At 52.0% G+C, this 21,865-nt stretch carries 13 protein-coding genes, 1 tRNA gene, 1 other RNA gene and 1 pseudogene; 10 read left to right on the forward strand and 6 right to left on the reverse strand.

Annotated elements, in window-relative coordinates; genetic code table 11:
- Positions 1-117: 117 nt before the first annotated feature.
- Complete coding sequence (locus ELY38_RS09605) at positions 118-342, forward strand: hypothetical protein (RefSeq protein WP_127061711.1); 225 nt, start codon at positions 118-120, stop codon at positions 340-342.
- 51 nt (positions 343-393) lie between these two features.
- Here the strand turns inward: ELY38_RS09605 and ELY38_RS09610 are convergent, their stop codons facing one another.
- The 5 genes from ELY38_RS09610 to betI form a co-directional block, all read right to left on the reverse strand.
- Positions 394-2,034, reverse strand: a complete 1,641-nt coding sequence (locus ELY38_RS09610) for a glycerol-3-phosphate dehydrogenase/oxidase (RefSeq protein ID WP_127061713.1) — start codon at positions 2,032-2,034, stop codon at positions 394-396.
- A gap of 179 nt (positions 2,035-2,213) precedes the next feature.
- Entirely contained in the window at positions 2,214-4,700 is a 2,487-nt protein-coding gene (locus ELY38_RS09615) for an acyl-CoA dehydrogenase (RefSeq protein WP_127061715.1), read from the reverse strand.
- A 317-nt stretch (positions 4,701-5,017) separates the two neighbouring features.
- Positions 5,018-6,706 (reverse strand): choline dehydrogenase, encoded by a 1,689-nt coding sequence (betA, locus tag ELY38_RS09620; protein WP_127061717.1) that lies wholly within the window; start codon positions 6,704-6,706, stop codon positions 5,018-5,020.
- A 109-nt stretch (positions 6,707-6,815) separates the two neighbouring features.
- Positions 6,816-8,285 (reverse strand): betaine-aldehyde dehydrogenase, encoded by a 1,470-nt coding sequence (betB, locus tag ELY38_RS09625; RefSeq protein ID WP_127061719.1) that lies wholly within the window; start codon positions 8,283-8,285, stop codon positions 6,816-6,818.
- A gap of 13 nt (positions 8,286-8,298) precedes the next feature.
- Positions 8,299-8,913, reverse strand: coding sequence for a transcriptional regulator BetI (gene betI, locus ELY38_RS09630; protein WP_185858957.1), 615 nt, complete (start codon positions 8,911-8,913; stop codon positions 8,299-8,301).
- Between the two features lie 218 nt (positions 8,914-9,131).
- Here betI and ELY38_RS09635 point away from each other — a divergent pair, with 218 nt between their 5' ends.
- The 3 genes from ELY38_RS09635 (at position 9,132) to ffs (ending at position 10,344) form a co-directional block, all read left to right on the forward strand.
- Entirely contained in the window at positions 9,132-10,028 is an 897-nt protein-coding gene (locus ELY38_RS09635; protein WP_246009122.1) for a choline ABC transporter substrate-binding protein, read from the forward strand.
- A gap of 91 nt (positions 10,029-10,119) precedes the next feature.
- Positions 10,120-10,196: transfer RNA gene (locus ELY38_RS09640), tRNA-Met, on the forward strand.
- A 51-nt stretch (positions 10,197-10,247) separates the two neighbouring features.
- Positions 10,248-10,344: signal recognition particle sRNA small type (ffs, locus tag ELY38_RS09645), an RNA gene on the forward strand.
- A gap of 12 nt (positions 10,345-10,356) precedes the next feature.
- On the opposite strand, the pseudogene ELY38_RS09650 reads toward ffs, so the two are convergent.
- A pseudogene (locus ELY38_RS09650) lies at positions 10,357-11,333 on the reverse strand (IS3 family transposase).
- A gap of 378 nt (positions 11,334-11,711) precedes the next feature.
- On the opposite strand from ELY38_RS09650, the gene ELY38_RS09655 reads away from it, so the two are divergent.
- The 6 genes from ELY38_RS09655 (at position 11,712) to ELY38_RS19210 (ending at position 21,857) form a co-directional block, all read left to right on the forward strand.
- The gene (locus tag ELY38_RS09655) at positions 11,712-12,950 is read left to right on the forward strand and encodes an ATP-binding protein (protein WP_127061723.1); all 1,239 of its coding nucleotides are present in this window, start codon (positions 11,712-11,714) and stop codon (positions 12,948-12,950) included.
- Positions 12,951-12,961: 11 nt separating this feature from the next.
- The gene (nosR, locus tag ELY38_RS09660; protein ID WP_127061725.1) at positions 12,962-14,287 is read left to right on the forward strand and encodes a response regulator c-di-GMP phosphodiesterase, NosR family; all 1,326 of its coding nucleotides are present in this window, start codon (positions 12,962-12,964) and stop codon (positions 14,285-14,287) included.
- A 127-nt stretch (positions 14,288-14,414) separates the two neighbouring features.
- The gene (locus ELY38_RS09665; RefSeq protein ID WP_127061727.1) at positions 14,415-15,083 is read left to right on the forward strand and encodes a GTP-binding protein; all 669 of its coding nucleotides are present in this window, start codon (positions 14,415-14,417) and stop codon (positions 15,081-15,083) included.
- Positions 15,076-16,203 carry a sensor histidine kinase gene (locus ELY38_RS09670; RefSeq protein ID WP_127061729.1) on the forward strand — a complete coding sequence of 376 codons (1,128 nt, stop codon included), beginning with the start codon at positions 15,076-15,078 and terminating at the stop codon, positions 16,201-16,203. The genes ELY38_RS09665 and ELY38_RS09670 overlap by 8 nt, the downstream gene beginning before the upstream one ends.
- A gap of 9 nt (positions 16,204-16,212) precedes the next feature.
- Complete coding sequence (locus tag ELY38_RS09675) at positions 16,213-18,462, forward strand: ATPase, T2SS/T4P/T4SS family (RefSeq protein ID WP_127061731.1); 2,250 nt, start codon at positions 16,213-16,215, stop codon at positions 18,460-18,462.
- A 2-nt stretch (positions 18,463-18,464) separates the two neighbouring features.
- Complete coding sequence (locus tag ELY38_RS19210) at positions 18,465-21,857, forward strand: GAF domain-containing sensor histidine kinase (protein ID WP_222845139.1); 3,393 nt, start codon at positions 18,465-18,467, stop codon at positions 21,855-21,857.
- Positions 21,858-21,865 lie beyond the last annotated feature (8 nt).

Here is a 21,865-nt window from a genome sequence, read left to right on the forward strand (position 1 = left end):
ACCGTTTCGCAGTTACCGAACTGGGCACTTATCCGGCCCAGCATGAGTAGCAATGTCACCACGATATGTCTGCCGGTAATAGCCGGCAACGGATGACCATACCATGAGGTACTGACCATGAACTGCATTGAACTCAGCCAGCAGGCTGACCAGATTGCTAGTACGTTCAGCAAGCAAGACCTGGCCAAGCTGGTATTAGCCTTTAAAAATAACCGTGAGTCGCTCCAACACGCTGTAGAAGTCATTGATACCCTCGGCAGCCGCTCAGGGTGCACGCTGGAAGAGGCCTGGGATGAAGTCCTGGCCGGTGATTCGCAGCTGCAAATCATCAGCGAAGAGTAAAACAATAAGTCCCCTCACTTACCTGAGGGGACTTTTTTATCAGCGGGTAAATCAGACCTCGGCGGCGGTTCCAGAGAGTAGCGTATTCGCGTTTCGATCAAAATAAGCGGCAAGTCTTGCCTCAGCCTGGTCGCCAAACAGAACGCGACACGCCTCTTTTAATCCTTTGGAGTGACGCAACTGCTCGTGATGCACTACAAGTGAGATTTTCGCCCGACGCCGCAGAAAGTCCTCAAGCTCGGTAATCATTTCATGGTCGCGGGCGTGCTCCAGCTCAACACGGATATATTCGGTCCCTTCAATCAGAAGCTCGGCCTGGCGCGGGTTGGCTTCGATCTGCTCCAGCATGGCAAACGCCTTGTTTGCATAGCGTCGCCATAGGCGTGTTGAAAGTGGTTCTGACGATGTTGCAGGGGTCATGGCATCCAGCCCTATACGCCGGGCCTGTGTCATGAACTGCTGTTTAATCTGCTCTGCAGGTTCGCCATACCATTGGAAATCAGCGTTGGGCAGGGTGACGCCCAGTTGAGTCAATGCCTCGGCAATTTCGTTACCCACATTGATACAGTCGGTAAGTTTGCCGCCAAAAATACTGATATGCGCTGTATCGGTATTGGTGTCCACTACGTGTTTACGTGACAGCTGAAGAAAGTCACGCTCGCTGCCTTGGTTTGACTGCACGGCAAGAGGGCGAACGCCGCAGCGTGTTGAAATGATGTCTTCTGCTGTCAGCGGTTTTTCAAGCGTCAGGCGTGTGTTGATATTGTCCAGAACAAAGCGGATATCCTCATCGGTGACTACCGCGTCAGGATGCTCCATATGAGTGTCGGTTGTACCAATGCAGGTCCGATTGCCCATGGGAATGACAAAAAATAGGCGTCCATCATCGGCAAAAAACGCAAGCACGCGCTTAGAGTCGGTGAGCTGCGGCACAATCAGGTGGATGCCCTTGGAGTAGAGGTGCTGATGTGAGGTTTGCTCGCCCGTCAGCGCATTGTGATGATCCACCCATGGCCCTGCTGCATTGATCAGTACCTTGGCGCGTATTTCAAAGGTGCTGTCATCCATGATATTACGCGCTTTAATGACCCATATGTCGTTCTGGCGTTTAGCCCCCAACGATTCAATATAATTGGCAGCCGTGGCTCCATAATCCAGCGCATGGCGAATGAAGTTGAAAACAAATCGCGCATCGTTATCGTGCAGGTAGGCATCCGAGTACTCAAAGCCGCCCACGGATTCATCGATATTGATGATCGACTCTTCGCGTTTGATGTTTTTTGGCGAAAGCAGACGGGGGCGCTTGGTAAATCCGTTACCCATCAGCCAATAGAGCCAGGTGCCTGCCCACAGGTAACGGGGAGAGTGACGAAACCCTTTGGTAATTGTGGTAAGAAAGCGAATTTCCTGAACCGTAGAAGGGTAGCTTTTAATAAGGTGGTTGCGGCTTTTGCAGAGTTTGCGCACTAAACCAAAGTCATTGCTTTCCATGTATTTAATGCCTCCCCATACCAGATTGGAGGAGTGCATGCTGGTGCTTCCTGCAAAATCTCCCCGGTCAATCAGAGCAACCTTGGCGCCCTTGCCAGCCAAAGAGGCAGCACTAACGGCCCCATTGATACCACCACCAATCACTAGCGCGTCAAAGGTGGTGCTCTTTAATTGGCTAACGTTTTGTTCGCGCAGCGTCATGATGGCCCCTTAAGATGAACAGGAAAGGAAGTAATCAACCGGGCAAGCAGCGGTATTTTCATTTATGAAAGAATATGTGATCGTTTTTTATCTTTCAAGGTCGAAAACGAAAATATTGAAATCAAAAAAACCGGCTCCATGATAGAGCCGGTTAATTTCATTCAGTTGACAGTCAAGTGTTATTCAACGCGCTCTATCGGCTGATGAATAGGCGCTGCCGTTCTTGCATTGTGGTCGATAAGAGTATCTTTATTGGTAGCGAAGGCGTCGTAGGCGAAGTCATCCACCGTTAACATTTCAAGCACGCGTTTTTCGAATTCGCGCATAAATACGGTTTCTTCTTCGCTGATTAACCCTTTCTCAAAAGCGGCTTCTACCCGTGCTTCTGGATGAAGAGCAGTTTGTGGTAATTCACCCTTCGCATAGGCTTTGTTAACCGTGCGATAAATAACCTCTGCGCGGTCATAATCCACCAAGAGCGCGTTATAGCGGGCAAGCGGGTTGGGTTGCTCACCATCGTCGGTATCCCAGGTGTTGTAGAGCAGCTTGGTGCGCAGCGCACTATGGGTAGATACCCGCTTGGCGATATCCCGTGCCAGATCGTCGTGAGGTTTATCCCAGCGGCGACCCGTGGGCATCACAACCGCGTTTAGCACTTTGCCCAGTGCCCGGTTCGGCAGGTTGTCGAAGATTTCCACAAATGCCTGTTCAGCACGGTGCAGCAGGAAGCGGCAGCTGTAGTGAAGCAGGGCATCTTCGCCTTCCACTTTTTCATTCGTCTGCCACTGTTTGATCACCATGGAGGCCAGGTAAAGGTTGGAGAGCACATCACCTAGGCGGGCGGAAAGCATTTCGCGTTTTTTCAGCGCAGAGCCAAGGCTCGCCATGGCAGCATCCGCGCACAGGCCAAACGCTGCGGAAAGCCTCGTAATATCCTGCGCGTAGGCGGCAGCGGGAGCGTCAAACGGAACACTTTCCTTGCCAAAGCCAAGGCCCATAGTGAAGGCACGTGCCGCGTTGCCAAAAATAAGCCCGGCATGGCTGAAGAAAGCCTTATCAAACGCTTCAATATCGTTGGCATCTTTGGCGGCCAATTCATCAAGCACATAAGGGTGGCAGCGAATGGCGCCCTGACCAAAGATCATCAGGTTACGAGTCATGATATTGGCACCTTCCACGGTAATTGCCACCGGGTTGGCACTATATCCAATGCCTAGATAGTTACGTGGGCCAAGTGTCACAGCCTTGCCGCCATGAACATCCATGGCATCGCCTAGCAGTACACGCTGGAATTCAGTCAGCTGGCTTTTCAGGATAGCAGAAGGCACGGCAGGCTTTTCGCCATGATCAATCAGATTGGCCGTTTGATAGACTGTCGCCTGGGAGATATACGCCAAGGAGGCCATGCGAGCGAGTGGCTCTTGAACGCCTTCCATTTCCGCAACCGGTACATTGAACTGGCGACGTACGCGGGTAAAACCACCGCTCCAGCCCAGCGCATAGCGTGCTGTGCCGGTAGCGCCTGAGGGCAGGGTAATACAACGTCCGATGGAAAGGCACTCCACCAGCATTCGCCAGCCCTGACCAATCATATCCTGCCCGCCAATAATCGTGTCCAGCGGTACAAATACATTGACCCCCTTAATAGGACCATTCATGAACGGGCTGCCGATCGGGTGGTGGCGGCGGCCAATGTCCATGCCTTGGGTATCCCGCGGGATAAGTGCCAGCGTTATACCACGGTCCTCTTCGCTGCTGAGCAGCTTTTCAGGGTCAAACAGGCGGAAGGCAAGACCGACAACGGTGGCAATCGGTGCCAGGGTGATCCAGCGCTTCTCGAAGTTAAGGCGCACGCCAAGAACTTCTTCACCGTCGATGGTCTGTTTGCATACCACGCCGGTATCAGGCAGGGAGGTAGCATCAGAACCCGCACGCGGGCCGGTTAGACCAAAACAGGGAATTTCACGGCCATCCGCCAAACGGGGCAGGTAGTGATCCTTTTGCTCTTGGGTGCCGTATTTTAACAGCAGCTCGCCTGGCCCAAGCGAGTTGGGTACGCCAACGGTTACCATCAGGGTTTCATTGGCCGAAAGCTTTTGCAGTACCATGGACTGCGCTTTTGCGGAAAAACCAAGGCCACCGTACTCCTTGGGAATGATCATCCCAAAGAAACCCTCTTTTTTCAGATGGTCCCACAACTGTTGGGGCAGGTCTGCACGCTCCTGGGCGATATCCCAGGCGTTACACATGCCAGCGGCCTTGGCACACTGGTTGTCCAGAAAAGCCTGTTCGTCTTCCGTTAGCCCTTCATCTTTATAGTTGAGAAGTTTGCCCCACTGAGGTTTGCCGGAAAATAGCTCGCCATCCCAGGAGACGCTACCGGCTTCAAGCGCGGTGCGCTCTGTCGCAGAAACCTTGGGCGCCACTTTTTTGAAGATGTTGAAAATACGTGGCGTCAGCCACTGGCGACGAAAAGCAGGTAGGCCGGTTACCGCAACGGCAATAGCGCCAAGCAGCAGTACAAAGCCGATAAAATTGGCATCAAAAAGAAGGCCAACCAAGCCTAATACGCCCAGCAAGGCTAAAGCGGATGCTGCACCGGCTTCGCGGCGCATGATAATCAGCAGGCCGACCACGGCAATAACAATCAGTAGTAGGGTGAGCATAGAACGTCTCCATGTATTATTAGGCGCTGTCCGATAACTTTCTGCGTTCAGTCTAGCGTAAAAAACGCTGGCTCTGACGCGTAACGCATTCACCGTGTTAACGACTGGGAGCGGTAACGGCATTCGCCGATTGACGATTTTGCCAGCGAGGCGCCACATTATCAGGGCGTTCGAACATACGTTTGAATAGTGGCAGACCAGCGCTATTCAGCGCAAGCGCCATAATATTTTATATGTTGTACCAGATATAAAGCGCCACGGCGCGAGGCCATGGCGTCGAAGAAGAGCAATGAAGTTGTCGTTTGGCGTGTTGCTGCCTAGGCGGCTCGCGTTGCTATGCGCTTGGCAGGGGTGTTATGAGCCACGTAATAGTCGACTTGGGCACGAGGTAGCGGCTCGGCGCCACGAATGCGGTCGGCAATCTTTTCGGCCAGCATGATGGTGGGTGCATTAAGGTTGCCGGTAGGAATCAAGGGAAACAATGAGGCATCCACCACGCGCAATCCTTCAAGACCGTGTACGCGGCCTTGGCCATCCGTTACGGCCAGTTCATCACTGCCCATGCGACAACTGCCGCAGGGGTGGTAGGCGGTTTCAGCATGCTGTTTAACGAAAGCGTCAAGTTCGGCATCAGATTGCACATCGGGGCCCGGTGCTATTTCGCGGCCGCGGTATTTATCAAACGCTGGCTGGGCGATGATCTCGCGGGTCAGACGGATAGCGTCACGAAACTCCTGCCAGTCCTTTTCCTTGGACATATAGTTGAACAAGATGCTGGGGGCTGCGTGCGGGTCTTTGGAAGTCAGTTGAATGCGACCTCGGCTTTCTGAACGCATGGAACCAACATGGGCCTGAAAACCGTGGGCCTGCACCGCGCTTTTGCCGTTATAGCTGATGGCAATAGGCAAGAAGTGATACTGCAGATTGGGCCACGCTTCTTCATCGCGGCTGCGAATAAAGGCGCAGGATTCAAACTGGTTGCTGGCGCCTATACCGGTGCCCTTGAGCAGCCACTCGGCACCAATTCTGGGCTGGTTGTACCACTTGAGCGCAGGGTAGAGCGATATGGGTTCCTTACACTCATATTGAATGTACATTTCCAGATGGTCCTGCAGATTTTCACCTACGCCGGGCAACGCATGAACCGTCTTGATACCTAGCGAGTCAAGCAATTCAGGATTACCTACACCTGAGCGCTGCAGAATTTGTGGAGAAGCAATGGCACCCCCGCAGAGGAGCACTTCCCGCCGGGCATGGGCTCTCTGCGTTTGCCCTTTACGCTCATAACGCACGCCCACCGCGCGTTTACCTACAAACTCAATGATATCGGTAACCGCGTGGGTTTCAATGGTCAGGTTATCACGCTGCCTGGCTGCGCCCAGGTAGCCACGTGCGGTTGACGCGCGACGGCCCTTAGGCGTAACGAACCGGTCCATGGGGCCAAAGCCTTCTTGCTGGTAGCCGTTAACGTCCTGAGTTTCCGGGTAGCCCGCCTGTTTGCCCGCTTCAATAAATGTGCGATAAAGCGGATTGTTACTCTCTTTGGGTGTGGTGACGCTTACCGGGCCGTCGCCACCGTGGTAGTCGTTTGGGCCAATATCGCGGGTTTCCGACTTTTTAAAGTAGGGTAGGCAGCTTAAATAATCCCAATCCTCCAGGCCGGGATGTTTAGCCCAGTTATCGTAATCCAGGGCGTTGCCGCGGATGTAGCACATGCCATTGATCAGCGAAGAGCCACCCAGCCCTTTGCCTCGGCCACATTCCATACGGCGACCATCCATATAGGGCTCAGGGTCGGTTTCAAACGCCCAGTTATAGCGCTTGCCTTGGAGTGGAAAGGCAAGTGCTGCGGGCATTTGGGTGCGAAAATCGAATCGATAGTCCGGGCCACCGGCTTCTAATAACAAGACGCTGACATCGCTGTCTTCGGTCAGGCGAGTAGCCAGCACATTGCCCGCCGAGCCTGCGCCGATAATAATGTAATCAAATTCGCGTAGTCGAGACATGGTTTTCACCTAGGCAGTGACGAATAATGAGTAATGAGCGAGCCTGGAGGCATATAAAAAAGACGCGTCTTCTTCGTTATGCCTGCCTGCAAAGTTCCATTACTTCGACTTAAAACACCGACTCAAAGGGGCCCATCTCGATCTGTATGGACTTGGTCTGGGTATAGTGGTTAAGCGTCTCGATGCCGTTCTCTCGGCCGATGCCTGAAGCTTTATAGCCGCCCACCGGCATTTCTGAAGGCGATTCACCCCACGTATTGATCCAGCAAATACCTGCTTCCAACTGATGAATCACACGGTGAGCACGGCTCAAGCTTTCACTGAATACTCCGGCGGCGAGACCGTAGTTTGTGTCATTGGCGCGACGAATAACGTCTGCTTCATCCTCGAAGGCGAGTACTGACATTACCGGGCCGAAAATTTCTTCCTTTACAATACGCATATCGTCCGTGCAGTCGGTAAAGACGGTAGGGGCTGCCCAGGCGCCGTTGGCCCAGTTGCCACTCTTCCAGTCTTCACCGCCGACCAGCACACGCGCGCCTTGCTCTTTACCCAGCGCAATGTAGGAGAGCACTTTCTCTTGATGCTCGAAGCTCACCAGCGGGCCAAAATTAACGCTGGGATCCATAGGATCGCCCGCTTTGATACGCTTGACGCGCTCGACCAGCTTGGCTTCAAAGACGTCCTGCACGCTGCGTTCGATAAATACGCGGGTACCGTTGGTACAAATCTGCCCGCTGGAGTAGAAGTTGGCCATCATGGCCGCATCGGCGGCGCGATCCAGATCAGCGTCGGCAAAGACGATTAAAGGGGATTTGCCACCCAATTCCATCGTGACATCTTTAAGTGTGGAACTTGCAGCAGCGGCCATTACTTTTTTGCCGGTACCCGCTTCGCCCGTAAAGGAGACCTTGGCAATACCTTTATGCTCAGTCAGCATGGCACCTACCCGGCCATCGCCCTGCACCACGTTAAAAACGCCGTCGGGCAGGCCCGCTTCGGTAAATATCTCGGCGAGCTTGATCGCGCTCAGCGGCGTGACTTCGCTGGGTTTGAATACAACGGCATTGCCCGCCGCCAAGGCAGGCGCAGCTTTCCAGCAGGCGATTTGAATCGGATAGTTCCAGGCACCAATAGCACCAATGACGCCTAGTGGCTCACGGCGGGTATACACAAAGGAGCTTTCACGTAGCGGAATCTGACGGCCTTCAATAGCGGGCGCCAGACCCGCGAAATACTCAAGGGCATCCGCGCCGGTGACGATATCAACACTGGCGGTTTCGCTAATCGGTTTGCCTGTGTTGCGGGTTTCAAGCTCAGCCAGCTCGTCATTGCGCTCGCGAAGCAGGGCAACCGCACGCAGCATGATACGTGAGCGCTCCATGGCTGGCATGGCGGCCCATAGGCGCTGGCCGCGCTTTGCCGCCTCCACGGCGGCGTCGACATCCGCCTGACTTGCCTGGCCAATGGTGGCCAGCAGGCTGCCATCATACGGATTGGTGACGGTAAAGGTATCGCCTGAAGTGGCCTCTATCAGGCGACCGTTAATATAAAGAGGCTGAATATCTTGAGCGGCCATGCTGACCTCCTAATCAATGATGAGTAACGGGAAGGATGTGTTCGTGATGGGCAAGCAGCTGATCGAGGTAATGGTGCGCCAGATGGCGCGCTTCATCGGCATCCAGCGCCTCGGGTGCCAGCGCACCACGAAGCCATAGCCCATCAATCATGGCGGCCAGCCCGCGCGCGGCGTTGCGCGCTTCAGTGCGGGGTAAAATGCGCCGAAACTGATAGCATAAATTGGCGTAAAGGCGCCGATCATTGACGTACTGCAAACGCTGCAGCGATGGTTTATGCATGCTGCTCGCCCAAAAGGCCAGCCAGGTCTTGGCTGCAGGGCCTGTCACCTGGCTGCGGTCAAAGTTTCCTTCGATAATGGCGCCGATATGAGCTCGCGGTGAGTTGTCCTTTAACGCTGAACGGCGCGCTGCGACCGCCTCAGAAAGATCCGTCAGGATCTGGCGCATGGTGGCCTCTAGCAAGCCATCCTTGCCGCCAAAGTAGTGGCTGATTATGCCCGTCGATACGCCCGCATGGCGCGCAATGAGCATTATCGTGGCATCGGCAAGGCCCACTTCATCAATGGCCGCCATCGTGGCATCAATCAATTGCTGACGGCGTACTGGTTCCATTCCCACCTTCGGCACAACTTATCTCCCGTGACGTTGAATGCCTGCCTTGAAACGCAGGGTGAGGCATGCTTACCTGTATATGCTGTCATTTTTTTATTGAACGTTCAATTAATAAAGATACGCCTCTGCTGAAGCTGGTACCTCAGGCCAGGACGCGGCTATAAATAAGTAGTCTTTTAAAAATAGGGGAGGTAGCAATGAAGTGTATCTACGTTGGCAGTTTAACTGTGCTGATGACGAGTGCTCTATTACCAACATTGGTTCATGCGGATGAGTGCTCAAGCATCCGCTTTGCAGAAGTTGGCTGGACCGATATTACCGCAACCACTGCCCTGGCCAGCGAGGTGCTAGAGGCGCTGGGCTATGATCCTAGGGTGGATACCGTATCGGTGCCAATTGCTTACGCGGGCATGCGCAACAACGATTTCGATGTCTTTTTAGGTAACTGGATGCCGTCCATGGCATCTATAAGCGACCCCTACATTGAGCGCGGCGATGTTGAACGGCTGACTGCCAATCTTGAAGGGGCAAAATACACGCTGGCAGTGCCTCGCTATGTGTATGAGGCGGGTGTTACGTCCGTCAATGATTTAGCTGACTATGCTGACCAATTCGAGCACCGAGTCCACGGTATTGAAGCGGGCAACGACGGTAATGAGCTTATTCAGCAAATGATTGACGATAACGCCTACGGCCTGGGTGACTGGCAGATAGTGGACTCCAGTGAAGCGGGCATGCTTGCTGAGCTTACGACACGTATCCCTAATGAAGAGTGGATGGTCTTTTTGGGTTGGGAGCCGCATCCCATGAATACCAACTTCGATATGGCCTACTTATCCGATGCGGATGACTACTTTGGGCCTGAATTGGGCGGCGCCACTGTGCACACCAATACGCGCTCAGGTTTTGTTGAAGAGTGCCCCAATGTAGGGGCTTTACTGCGTAACATGACCTTTACGCTGGAAATGGAAAATCAGCTGATGAGTGCAATTATGGATGATGGCCTAGATCCGCGCGATGCAGCCAATGCCTATTTAAAAGCTAATGATGATGTGCTGGCCTCATGGCTTGAAGGCGTCACCACAAAAGAGGGCGAGCCGGGGCTGCCCGCTGTTCAGGCTGCGCTTTAAGCGATTGGCTAGTAGTTTGAAAGGCAAGCCCGTTTGCGGCTTGCCTTTTGCTTTTGAAATAGGCATACTCTGCACCCGCTGATGTCGGAAAGGCTACGTAGCTCAGCTGGTTAGAGCACATCACTCATAATGATGGGGTCCCCTGTTCAAATCAGGGCGTAGCCACCAAAATCAGCTCCGCAGTACACGTTTAGTTCATGTGTATTGCTATGGTGGCCCCTTAGGTCCTCCCGCAACGTTAAACTGCGAACCCCGCCAGGCCCGGAAGGGAGCAACGGTAGTGGTGGATGCGTGTGCCGGGATGTGGCTTTTGGGGCTGCCTCCATTTCTATGGGCTGTGCGGGCGAGCGTGATTATAATGGTCCCGCCAAGTATCAATTTCCGCTTTCGCCTCATCTATTGTTTTTAAACCAGTGACGGTTCAGGTATTGGTTTCGGAACTTACCGTTTAAGCTCTTCAAAATGCATTTTGAGTAGGCTTGCCCGGCTGGATAAAGCCCAGTGAGTGATATTGACGATTCTTTATTTCAGAAGGGCATCGGTTTGTTTGTAAACTCGGTACCATTGTCGCAAATAACTCCATAAGACATACTTCTTGCTTCGCAAAGCTGCTCCAGAAACCGAGCCGCCTGGCGCGTCCAATCTTTATGGATAATAACTGACCTAGCATCCCCCGTGAAAAACCGTCTACCACATTCAGCATTCGGAAGCGTCGGCCATTCGCTATCTAATTAAAAAGGAAGTCCATCGACCAATGTCCATTGGCCTTTGTTGGTGCGTTAAGGGGCTGTCGCCGCCTATGAGCTTTTGCGCCATTTGGTGTATACCTGTAAGTCTTCTTCAGTATGAATCCGGTACGTTCGCTTTCGGTTAATAACCAAGCCTTCCACTTTTAACAGCGCATGTAATAGCAAATAGCCATAGGCAAATTGCTAGGTGGTAAGCTCTTTGAGGTACGCTCTCAAGGCACCGTCTTGTTTATCCAGCGCTTGATGCCGATACTCCGTGCGAGAAATGCCTACAAGTTGACAGGTGGAACGCTCGCTGTTCGGGGTGCAGGCGTTGACAGTACACCCTTCATGGCCTCGGCTTCCAAGAGCTTGTCAGAAGCTTTTTCAGCTTATTGTTTTCCCTTCCACAAGCGTTTCGTTTTATTCACTTTAAGGCCAGCGTACTTACTACGCCAGTTGTAGAAGTGCCGCTGGAAATGCCTGGCTTACAGCACAGTTTTTCCACCTTGGCGCCTGCCTCCTATTCCTAGATGGCGCCAACGATCTGCTCTTGGGTGTAGCGTGTCTTTTTCATAGAGAGATCTCCATCAGCAAAGGCTAGCTGGAAATCTCATCGAATTCATTGTGTTAGTTTTGAGGAAGGGTCAGTCACCGATATGCCATATCATGAGGACAACGAAAGTACGTCCCTTTACTCAAGATCAGGCTTTGGCTGCCGATAAGATTAGTGAAGTTTAACGACCGACAAAAGAAGGATGGCCCCAGTGACTGTTAACTGAAGCCCTTCCCCTGAGAGGTTCTGTTGACATTAAAGCCTTATTACAGTCGCTCACTCAACTATTCGTTTTCAGGTAAATCAATCGTGTGCACGCAACAGTTACCATCCTCAAAATTAGCAGCACCCCCTTGGAAGAGCGCCTTGGATGGCCTACAAACATCGTTGATAGACGCTATGGCCGAACACATCAGCCTAGGGTTGATTGTATTAGACCAAAATAAATGCGTGCAATACTGGAACGACTTCATCAGCCGATGTAGTGACAAATCGATGGAGCAGGCCCTGGGCCGTCCTGTGACCGATACTTTTCCTGAAGCGGATACTAAATGTCTCCATCGGCTGATTGAGCAGACTCTCGGCCAGGGTAGGCATCCCAACGTAACAAGAGATGGTAGCCAAAGAGCAATCCAGGTGCCTTTCAACCTGTTTAATGATCAGGAGACGCAAGAGCAGAACTGGCTGCTGTTTCCTTTCTTCGGCGCTGAAAATACACCGTATTTCGCGCTTATGCTTCTCAATGGTGCTGACCGAGTCGAGGCTGATAAGCAGTATGAAATAGGGAGCTGTTCTTTAGCAGCGCGAGAGATCGAACAAAGAAAGCTCGCCGAGAAACTGGAGCAAGCCAATAGTCAGCTTCTGCAATCCGAAAAGCTGGCTGGCATCGGGCAGCTTGCTGCCGGAGTTGCTCACGAGATTAATAATCCGATCGGCTACGTTTCCTCTAACCTCAAGGCATTGGCTGGCTATGTAAAGGATATGCTGCTGATCATCGATGCCATAGATGAAGCGAAGAATACTGCAGAATTGAAGCAACTCAAGCAGGGCCTCGAATACGAGTATATCCGCAGTGATGTGGAGAGTTTGATAGCCGAGTCAGAAGATGGACTCGGACGAGTCATAAAGATTATCACTGCGCTCAAAGACTTTTCGCATATTGAAGAAGAAGAATTCCGCTTGGCGGATATTCACCATGGCTTCGATACTACGCTCAATTTAGTTAAGAGCGAGCTTAAATATAAAGCCGAAGTGATCAAGGAGTATGGGCAGCTTCCTCAAATAGAGTGCATTGCCTCACAGCTCAATCAGATAATTATGAACCTATTGGTCAATGCAGCGCATGCCATTGAGGACTTCGGCTGTATCACCTTGCGTACGGGTTGCGAAAATGAGTGGGCCTGGTTCGAAGTAGAAGACACGGGTAAAGGCATAGCGCCAGAAGCCCTTAATCGTATTTATGAGCCTTTCTTTACTACTAAGCCAGTAGGCAAGGGCACAGGGCTGGGATTAGCGCTCTCCTTCAGTATCGTTCAAAAGCACCATGGGCGAATCGAGGTGTTTAGCGAAGTCGGTAACGGAACGCGCTTTCGGGTTTGGTTGCCGGTTCGGCAACCGGACGCACTAGATGCCAGTTAAGAGATAAGCGGATGATTAAGCAAGACCCGGCTGAAGTCAGCACGACATTGCTGCTAGTAGATGATGAAGAAAACATTCTGAGGAGCCTGCGACGGGTGCTCAGAGGCGAACCCTATACATTGCTAACAGCAAGCAGCGGTGATCAGGCTCTAAGCCTGATGGAAACACAGCATATCGATCTAGTGATTAGTGACGCTCGCATGCCAGGCATGGATGGCGCCACGCTGCTCGCCGAGGTACAGCAGCGTTGGCCGGATTGTTTGCGTATTCTGCTCACCGGTTATGCCGATGTCAGTACGACGATCCGGGCAATCAACGAAGGGCAAATATACCGCTATATAAGTAAGCCTTGGGACGATGATGAGCTTCGCCTGATTATTCGGCAGGCACTTGCTTACCAGTTTGCAGAGCAGGAACGCCAACGGCTGGAGCGGCTTACTCTGTCCCAGAACCAACAGTTACAAGAGCTGAATGCAGACCTTGAGGATCGGGTCAGAGCAAGAACGGCGGAATTGCAACAAGTTGCCGATATGCTTGATCTTGCTTATGACGAGCTTAAGCGCAGTTATGTCACAGCCACTGAAGTATTCTCATCACTGATTAATCAGCGGCTACCTCGCGACTTTCAGACCAATGGCCGAGTCGTGGCACTGGTCAAAGCGTTTGCGCAGCATTATGAACTGGATGATGGTACGAGCCGAAATCTGGCCATGGCCGCTGCGCTCTACAATCTCGGTAAGCTAACCTGGAAAGACAGCCTGTTCACACTCCCTTCGGATCGGCTCTACAAGGAAGACCTTGAACAGTACCGCCGCTACCCCGAGCTTGGCGAGAACTTGCTGATGGCCCTTGAGCCTCTACACGAAGCGGCCACGTTGATACGCCACCACCAGGAACGCTGGAATGGCAGTGGCTTCCCGGATCATTTGCGCGAGATGGATATACCGTTCGGCGCCCGTTTATTGAGATTGGCGGTAGATTTGGTTGAACTTCAGCAGGGGATGATATTGGCGAGGAAGCTGGAGCGTGAAGAGGCTCTGCAACTGCTCCTGAAGTTCGCTGGCCGATTCTATGATCCGGAGCTTTGTGAGCAATTCGTCAACCTGTGTATTGAGCAGAATTTAGATGCTGTGCTCGCCGATGATACGGTACTAATGGTGGGTACGCTTGGTCTAGTGCCAGGGATGATCATGGCGCAGCCCCTCTATGCAGAAAATGGCACGTTAATGTTAAACGAGGGCAAAGAGTTAGATGCATGGCTTATTGGTAAATTGATCAAGTTTGAAGCGACTGAGGGGGCAAGCTACAACCTTTACGTACGTATACCTCAAACCTAGACGCTTCAAGAGAGATGATTTCGATGGCTCAGGTGACCAAGCAGATAAAGCCTTCTCATTGTAGCTGGAGACAAGCGTGGAATAGATTTTCTGTGCTCGCTTACCTAGTAGGCCGGGGCTAACAGGTATGGCGACATATTCCGAAAGCACAAATAAGCTAACCCTGAAAATCGTCTATTACGGCCCAGCGTTAAGTGGAAAAACGACGAATCTATTGCAACTTCATACTCTGCTCAAGCCGCAACGCAAGGGTGAAGTGATGGTGCTGGAGACAAGAAATGATCGTACTCTGTTCTTCGATATGCTGCCGATTGGCCTGCACAGTGAAGGTGGGCTGGATTTACGTCTGAAGATTTATACCGTTCCTGGCCAAGTGCAGCACGATAGCACACGCAAGGCCGTATTATCGCGCGCCGATGGCGTTATCTTTGTTGCCGATTCACAGCTTAGTCAACAAGACAATAACGCCTTTGCCTTTGATAACCTAGCGAGCAACCTTCAGAAACTGGGGATGGACATTGAGCGATTGCCTCTAACAGTGCAGTTCAATAAACGAGACCGGCTGGATGCAATAGAGGAGCACAACCTACAGGTACGGTGGTCATCGACTCCGTGGGCGCCGCTGACTCTGGCAAGTGCTCTCAACGGGCAAGGGGTCGTGGAAAGCTTCCGCCAGTTGCTGGGCCGCCTATACCCGGCTGTAGATGCCGAGTTCTCTTTGGCACGTGATTATGCCATCGATTCTCAAACATTCATGCGGAATCTGAGCGCTGTTGGCGGCCTCTCAAATGCGTAACTATGACGACGATTACACGTTGGATGATTTACTGTCGCCCGCGCATCAGGCACGCCTGCTGGAATTGCTAGGCAAGCTGAGCGGAGCCCCCTTTTTGCTAAGTGAGAATAATGATGGAACATCAGAGCCGATAGAATTCAGCCTTGATACCCTTGGCTGGTTGCAGGCAGAACTTCCGACGGAGCAGCATCAGGCAGCTGTGCGGCTTTACGAGCTGGTGCTTTTCTATGCGGGCAAGTACCGTTTGGCAGCCAATCTGCATCACGATACCACTGAAGCCAGCTATCTTGAGTTACAACAGAAACATGCCGCAGTGCAGGCTTCAGAGGAAAAATATAGGCAGCTAGCCCAGCGGTTGACACAGCAAGTCGAAGAGCAGGTTCGGGTTATAAAGAAGGCTCAGCAAGAACTTTACGAAAGTGCCCGCCTGCGCGCGGTCGGGCAGTTGGCTGCGGGAATCGCCCACGAGATCAATACGCCAATCGGCTTTATTAGCAGCAATCTTCGTGTAGCCAATGATTATCTTGATGAACTTGAAGCGAGTCTGCCGCATAACCATGAGGCAGTCATGTTGTTTGAAGATTTTCATGCTCTTCTTGACGAATCGTCGAGTGGCACGAAGCGCATCGCCCGCATCGTATCGGACCTCAAGACTTTCTCCAACATCGATCAGGCCGACTTTGCGGCCTGTAATATCAATGCGCTAATCACGACTGCCTGCCGCCTTGTTCAGGCAGAGCATCATCAGGTGTTGCCCATCAACCTGGACTTGGGAGAGTTGCCAGAAATTCCTGGCTACCCGGCCAAACTGTCCCAGTCGCTTTACAACGTGCTCGATAACGCTACCAAATCTCTTGATACAGAAGGGCATATCCGTGTGGTGAGCCGGGTGAAGGACAATATTCTGGAAGTGCTTATAGAAGATGAAGGGTGTGGTATGTCTGAAGACGTACTAGCACGAGTCTTCGAGCCGTTTTTTACCACGCGAGATGTTGGTGCAGGTAGCGGGCTGGGCCTGAGTGTAGCAAGAGATATCGTCGTGGCGCACCGGGGTGAAATCCGAATTAAGAGCCGGCTAGGTGAAGGTACTTGCGTAGCTCTGCGTATACCGGTGAACTGAGGAACTGCCATGGAAAAGCGTTACACCGCCCTATTTGTCGATACCGCTGACGAGGATAAAAGCCCATTGCTTCCATCTCGGAAAAGGCCGTATCGGCTGTTGTTGGTAGACGATGACCCTGGCATTCTGGCGGCGCTGCGGCGCGTTTTTCAGCGCGAGAATTACGAGCTGTTGTTTGCTCAGAGCGCCAAGGAAGCATTATCACTGCTGGAAAATTCTCCTGTCGAATTAGTCGTTAGCGACTTCAAGATGCCCGGCATGAATGGCGGCGAACTACTGGGTCATGTACGTGAACTGTGGCCTGAAACGCTGCGTATCATGTTAACTGGCTATGCCAATACCGAAGTGGTGATGGGCTCGATGAAGGAAGGCGCGGTCTATCGTTTCAACCTTAAACCCTGGGATGACGACGATCTCCGCCTTACCGTGGCTTTAGCTCTGGAGCAGTACGAACTGCGACGCCAAAGTCGTATCCTGGCGCAGGAGAGCGCTAAGCACGCCATTAACCTTGAACTGCTAAATAACCTGGATGCCAGCAAGCGTAATCGGCTGGTAATGCTACTACATAGAAAAGGCCTGTTGAACGCTCGGCAGATACAGCATCTTCATAAGGTAATGCAGGCTGACAGAGCACCTGCTTTAAGCCACCTACTCCAGCATGACTGGGTCGATCTTCAGACAGTGCATATCCTGCTGCGCGATGAGTGCTTATGTGACGATGTGGACCTGCGTGAAATTCGAGTCGACCCGTCACTATGGGCCATAATCCCTTACGCGCTATGCATTCAGCAATGGATTCTACCGCTTCGCACAGTGGGGCGGCGGCTTGACCTAGCCATGGTTGATCCTATGGACACTGGCCTGATTGATGTTCTGGGTCGGATGACGGGTTACGATATTCGGCCTCTGCTGTGCGATATAGGGCAGGTACAAGATAAACTCGCTGAAACACTTGATAAAACAGAGCTACACGCTGCCGGGCAGGCAATGGCTAACGGTAGTGAAGATGACCCTTATGATGGAATAGAGCTTGTTTTCGATGAGGAAGAGAGTCCAGAGAGCCTTGAACAGCTACTAGGCAGTTCGGCAGACCCTCCTGCTATTCGCTTAGTCAATGCCATTATTCTTGAAGCCCTACGTCTCGGGGCTAGTGCTATTCATATTCATCCGCGTGCCCACCATGTCGCGGTGAGCTATCGTATCGACGGGGTATTACACGACAAGATACAGATCCCTCTGGCCCTGATGATATCTGTTGTATCACGAATAAAAATCATGGCCGAACTCGATATCACCCAGCGTCGGCACCCTCAAAATGGACGTATTACGGTCAAAATGCCGATGCGCATCGTCGACCTCGACATTACTTTGCTACCGACTATCCATGGCGAAAAAGTAGCTATTCAGATCCTTGAGCGTCAGGCCGCTGCGCGCTCGCTCGATGAATTGGGCCTGTCGTCATGTAATACCATAGCTATGCTACACGCGATCAATCAACCCCAAGGGATCATTTTGGCTGCAGGGCTGGCTGACAGTGGCAAGCTATCCATGCTTTATGCGTTGTTGAATCACATATCCTCTGCAGAGAAGCACACCATTACTTTGGATAATCCGGTGAAATACTATGCCGACCAGGCTGGACAAGTCACCGTAAACAAGCGATCCGGGCCGGATTTTGCCAGTCTTTTCCAAGCCGCACTACAGCAGGGCCCCGACGTCATTTTGCTCGGGGAGCTCCGAACCAAGGAAGTCTCCGCAGCTGCTTTTGAGGCGGCGCTTTCCGGTCATTTGGTGCTCTCGACGCTACGGGGGCATTCTATCGCCGCTGTTATGGCTCGGCTGGCAGAGCTGGGAGCGAGGTCTTTGGCGATGGCTTCTGCCTTACAGGCCATTGTCATCCAGCGTTTGGCTAGGAAGGTCTGCCCACACTGCCGGGAGGAGGTCCCGCTTTCTCCTGAGCAGGCAGAGCGCCTTGGAAAAGAATTTCTTGATCCACAGTTGCGCTTTTTCCGAGGACGCGGTTGCCGCTATTGCCAGCAGGGTTACAAAGGGCGAGTTGGCCTTCATGAAGTGCTGCTCATCAATGATACCTTGCGAGAGGCTATTGCCCAGGGGACAAGCCCCTGGCGGCTAGAGGCACTTGCAAGGGAACAAGGTGTATCCACACTGCTCGATGATGCGTGTGAAAAGCTGCGACAAGGGCTGGTCTCCCCTGATGAGATACTACGTTTGCTCAGCCCTCAGGGCCTTAAAGGTTAACCATGCTCATCCGTTACGATGTTTATCGCGTCTATCTTTATGTTTTAACCTTTTCGCTGCTGGCCATGGGAGGAATTGCGCTGATCAGTGATGCTCTCCCATTGGGATTGCATGCCAATGTCATCGCCCCGGGAAGTGCTTTGTTCTTAGTGCTGGGCGGACTCGCCACATTGAATGCTTTGCATCATTGGCGGGTCATGTGCTTACTATCAGTAAGTTTGCTACTTGTTATGGCTCTCTTCCAACTGGTAGCGAGCGTTGAGAGTCGTTTACTACTGCCAAGTGCTGTTGGCCAAAATCACTTCCAGATACAGAATGCGCTAGCGCTTGTTGCATTATTTGTCGCAGTTGCCCACTTCGCTAACTTATGGGCACCGTCACGAAAGTGGCTGGGTCGCACGTTAGGGCTGGCAATTATCCTTGTTGGTGTGCTCTCACAGCTCTCCTTTGGCGGGTATGCCCCGGATAGCGCTCGTCTGAGTACTGGGCTTGAGTCTCCTATTATCATTGACCTACTCGTCGTAATGGCAGGGGGTGGTATTGGCTTGCTTCCTAGCCTGGTAGGTCGTAAGCAGTCGCTTGATAGGCGCTCGGTGTTTATCAGTTTGGGAGGCACTTTCCTGACCTGTCTGGTGGGATACCTGCTCAGTCAGCAAGTCGTCAATTCCACCGCTCAGCGGGGCGAGCAATTTTTATCCAGGGTTCAGGTATCGACCGAGCAGGCTCTTTCGGCGCAGTTGGCTTCTATACAGCGCATGGCCGCGCGTTGGGGTGCTGTCGACCAGCTGCCTACCCAGCAGCTTTGGCGACAGGAAGCCTTCAGTTATCTTCAGGATTTTCCCAATATAGAGCTGATCACTGTTTTGGATGAATCGCTGCAAATTCGGTGGCTTGAGGAGCGTGCAGCAGAGCCGAGTGAGCGGTTTCAGCGCCTTCAAGTGGTCACTGCGCAGCGTGACTGGATAAGCCATATCCTGATGGATACAAATGAACCTCATTTCAGCCATGCAATACCATTCAATGAAACCAGCATTAGTGTCCTGCTCGCAGCTCCGTTTCGTTTAACTGATTCAAAAGGAATCATTGTTGCTAACTTGAATATCAAAGGTATCTTGAGTGAAGCACTTCGCGAAGAGCAGAGCCACTTCGCCGTTAAGGTCTATCAGAATGAGCAGCTGATTTATGATTCTGGCGGCGCAGAAGGCGATAGATTACCGATCGTACTCGGTGAAAAGACACTATCACTACATCATGATATTTATTGGCACTTGATAGCCTATCAGAATTCTCGCGTTATGCACTTTCCGGCGGCGCTGCCAACGCTAGTTATCCTGTTCGGTCTTTGCTTCAGCTTTTTCCTGGCGCTGAGTCAGCGCTTGGCACATTTTGCCAACGAGCGATCCAAGCATCTGAAATATCTCAATGAGGCGCTGGTAAGCAGCCAGCATCAGCGAGCTAACCTGGAGGCTTGGAATCAACGCATTACACGCTACTCAATGGATGTGCTTTGCACGTTTGATGAAAACGGTCGTTTTATCCAACTCAGCCCTTCATGTGAAAGCGTTTTTGGTTATCGACCCGAAGAAATATTAGGCCAACACTTCAGTGAGCTAATTCTTCCTGAAGACCGTGAACGCACTTTGGCGATTTTTACAAAAAACCTGAAACTGGGAGGAGGGGAGGCCCCCCTTTTTCGTAATCGCTATCGCCACAAGAACGGTAATACGGTGCATATTGCCTGGTCGGCCGTTTGGTCTGAAAAAGAGCAATCAGTCTTCGCGATCGCGCAGGACGTGACTCGTCTTGCCCAAAGTGAAGCCTTCATCGAAGGGCAGCGCCACATTCTTGAAATGGTCTCGACAAGCATACCCTTGGCAGAGACGCTTAATGCCATCTGTGAGGTTGGTGAAACGCGTTTTCCTGGGACACGTTATTCCGTACTGCTCGTTGACAAGTCAGGAAAACGGTTGGTGCATGGGGCCTCGCCTAGCCTGCCGACAGACTTTATCCAGAAGATCCACGGTATGCTCATCGGACCGGGAATGGGCACTTGCGGTACGGCAGCGTTTCACCAGAGCCTGATTGTGACAGAAGATATTGCCAATGATCCTCACTGGGAGGCTTACTGCACACTGGCCTTGAATCATGGGCTGCGGGCGTGTAGCTCTCAGCCCATAAAAGACAGTAGTGGCACGGTGCTTGGGACGTTTGCTATTTATCAGAGCGAACCACAGCCGCCTCCCAAAGAGCAATTAGAGTTTATCAACACCTACGGCCATCTTGCCTCGATCGCTATTGAAAGAGATCGGGATCGCCTAAGTCTCGAAGAAAGTGAGCAGCGCTATCGTTCATTGTTTGACCACAACCCTAATCCGGTCTTTTCGTTTGACGTAGAGGGCAACATCCTTAGCAGCAATCAGTCTGGCTATGATCTTTCGGGCTTTACGCATAATGAAAACGTGGGTAAACACTTCTCCGAGTTTGTCGTGAAGGAAGACCTAGGGCGAGTTCAGACGTATTACCAAGCCGTCTTGGCTGGTGAGCCTCAGCGCTACGAAGTGAAGATTCAGACTAAACGCGGAGACGTCAAGGAAATGGATATGGTCAGCTTACCTGTCATTGTCGATGGCCAAGTGGTTGGCGTATTCGGGGTTGGCAAGGATATCACAGAACATAAGGCGGCCGAGAAAGCCTTGCACACTACACTTCGTGACCTGGAACGCAGCAATCGGGACCTTCAAGACTTTGCCTTTGTCGCCTCACACGATCTGCAAGAGCCTTTACGCAAGATCCAAGCTTTTTCCGAGCGCTTGCGTCTCAAGGCCGCTGGCCTGGACGAAGAAGGACGGGATTACCTGGGCCGAATGAACTCGGCTGCAAGTCGTATGCAAGGCCTAATAAAGGACCTGTTAGCCTATTCCAGAATCGGTACACAGTCCAATCCTTATAGCACTCTCGACTTGAACCGGATACTTGAAGATGTGCTTCAGGACATGGATATATCCTTGGCAGCGAGTCAAGCTAAGATAGATGTAGGCGTATTACCGTCGATCCAGGGGGACATGACACAAATGCGCCAACTGCTTCAGAATCTGATGAGTAATGCGATCAAATTCCATCAAAAGGACCAGCTGCCCCAAGTTCAAGTCTATGCAGACACTGTTGCCGATGACCAGTGGACTCTCTGCGTAGCCGATAAGGGCATTGGGTTCGACGAAAAGTACCTTGACCGTATTTTTAACCCTTTTCAGCGGCTACATGCGAGGCAGGCCTATGCCGGAACAGGAATTGGGCTTGCCATAGTAAAAAAAATTGCAGAGCGTCATGGGGCGAAGATAACCGCCACTAGCCAGTTAGGGCAAGGTACTACGTTTCGAGTTACTTTTAAGCGATAAATGGGGCA

Origin of the sequence: Vreelandella nanhaiensis (assembly GCF_003990185.1) — a bacterium.
In the GTDB taxonomy this organism is placed as follows: Bacteria; Pseudomonadota; Gammaproteobacteria; order Pseudomonadales; family Halomonadaceae; genus Vreelandella; species Vreelandella nanhaiensis.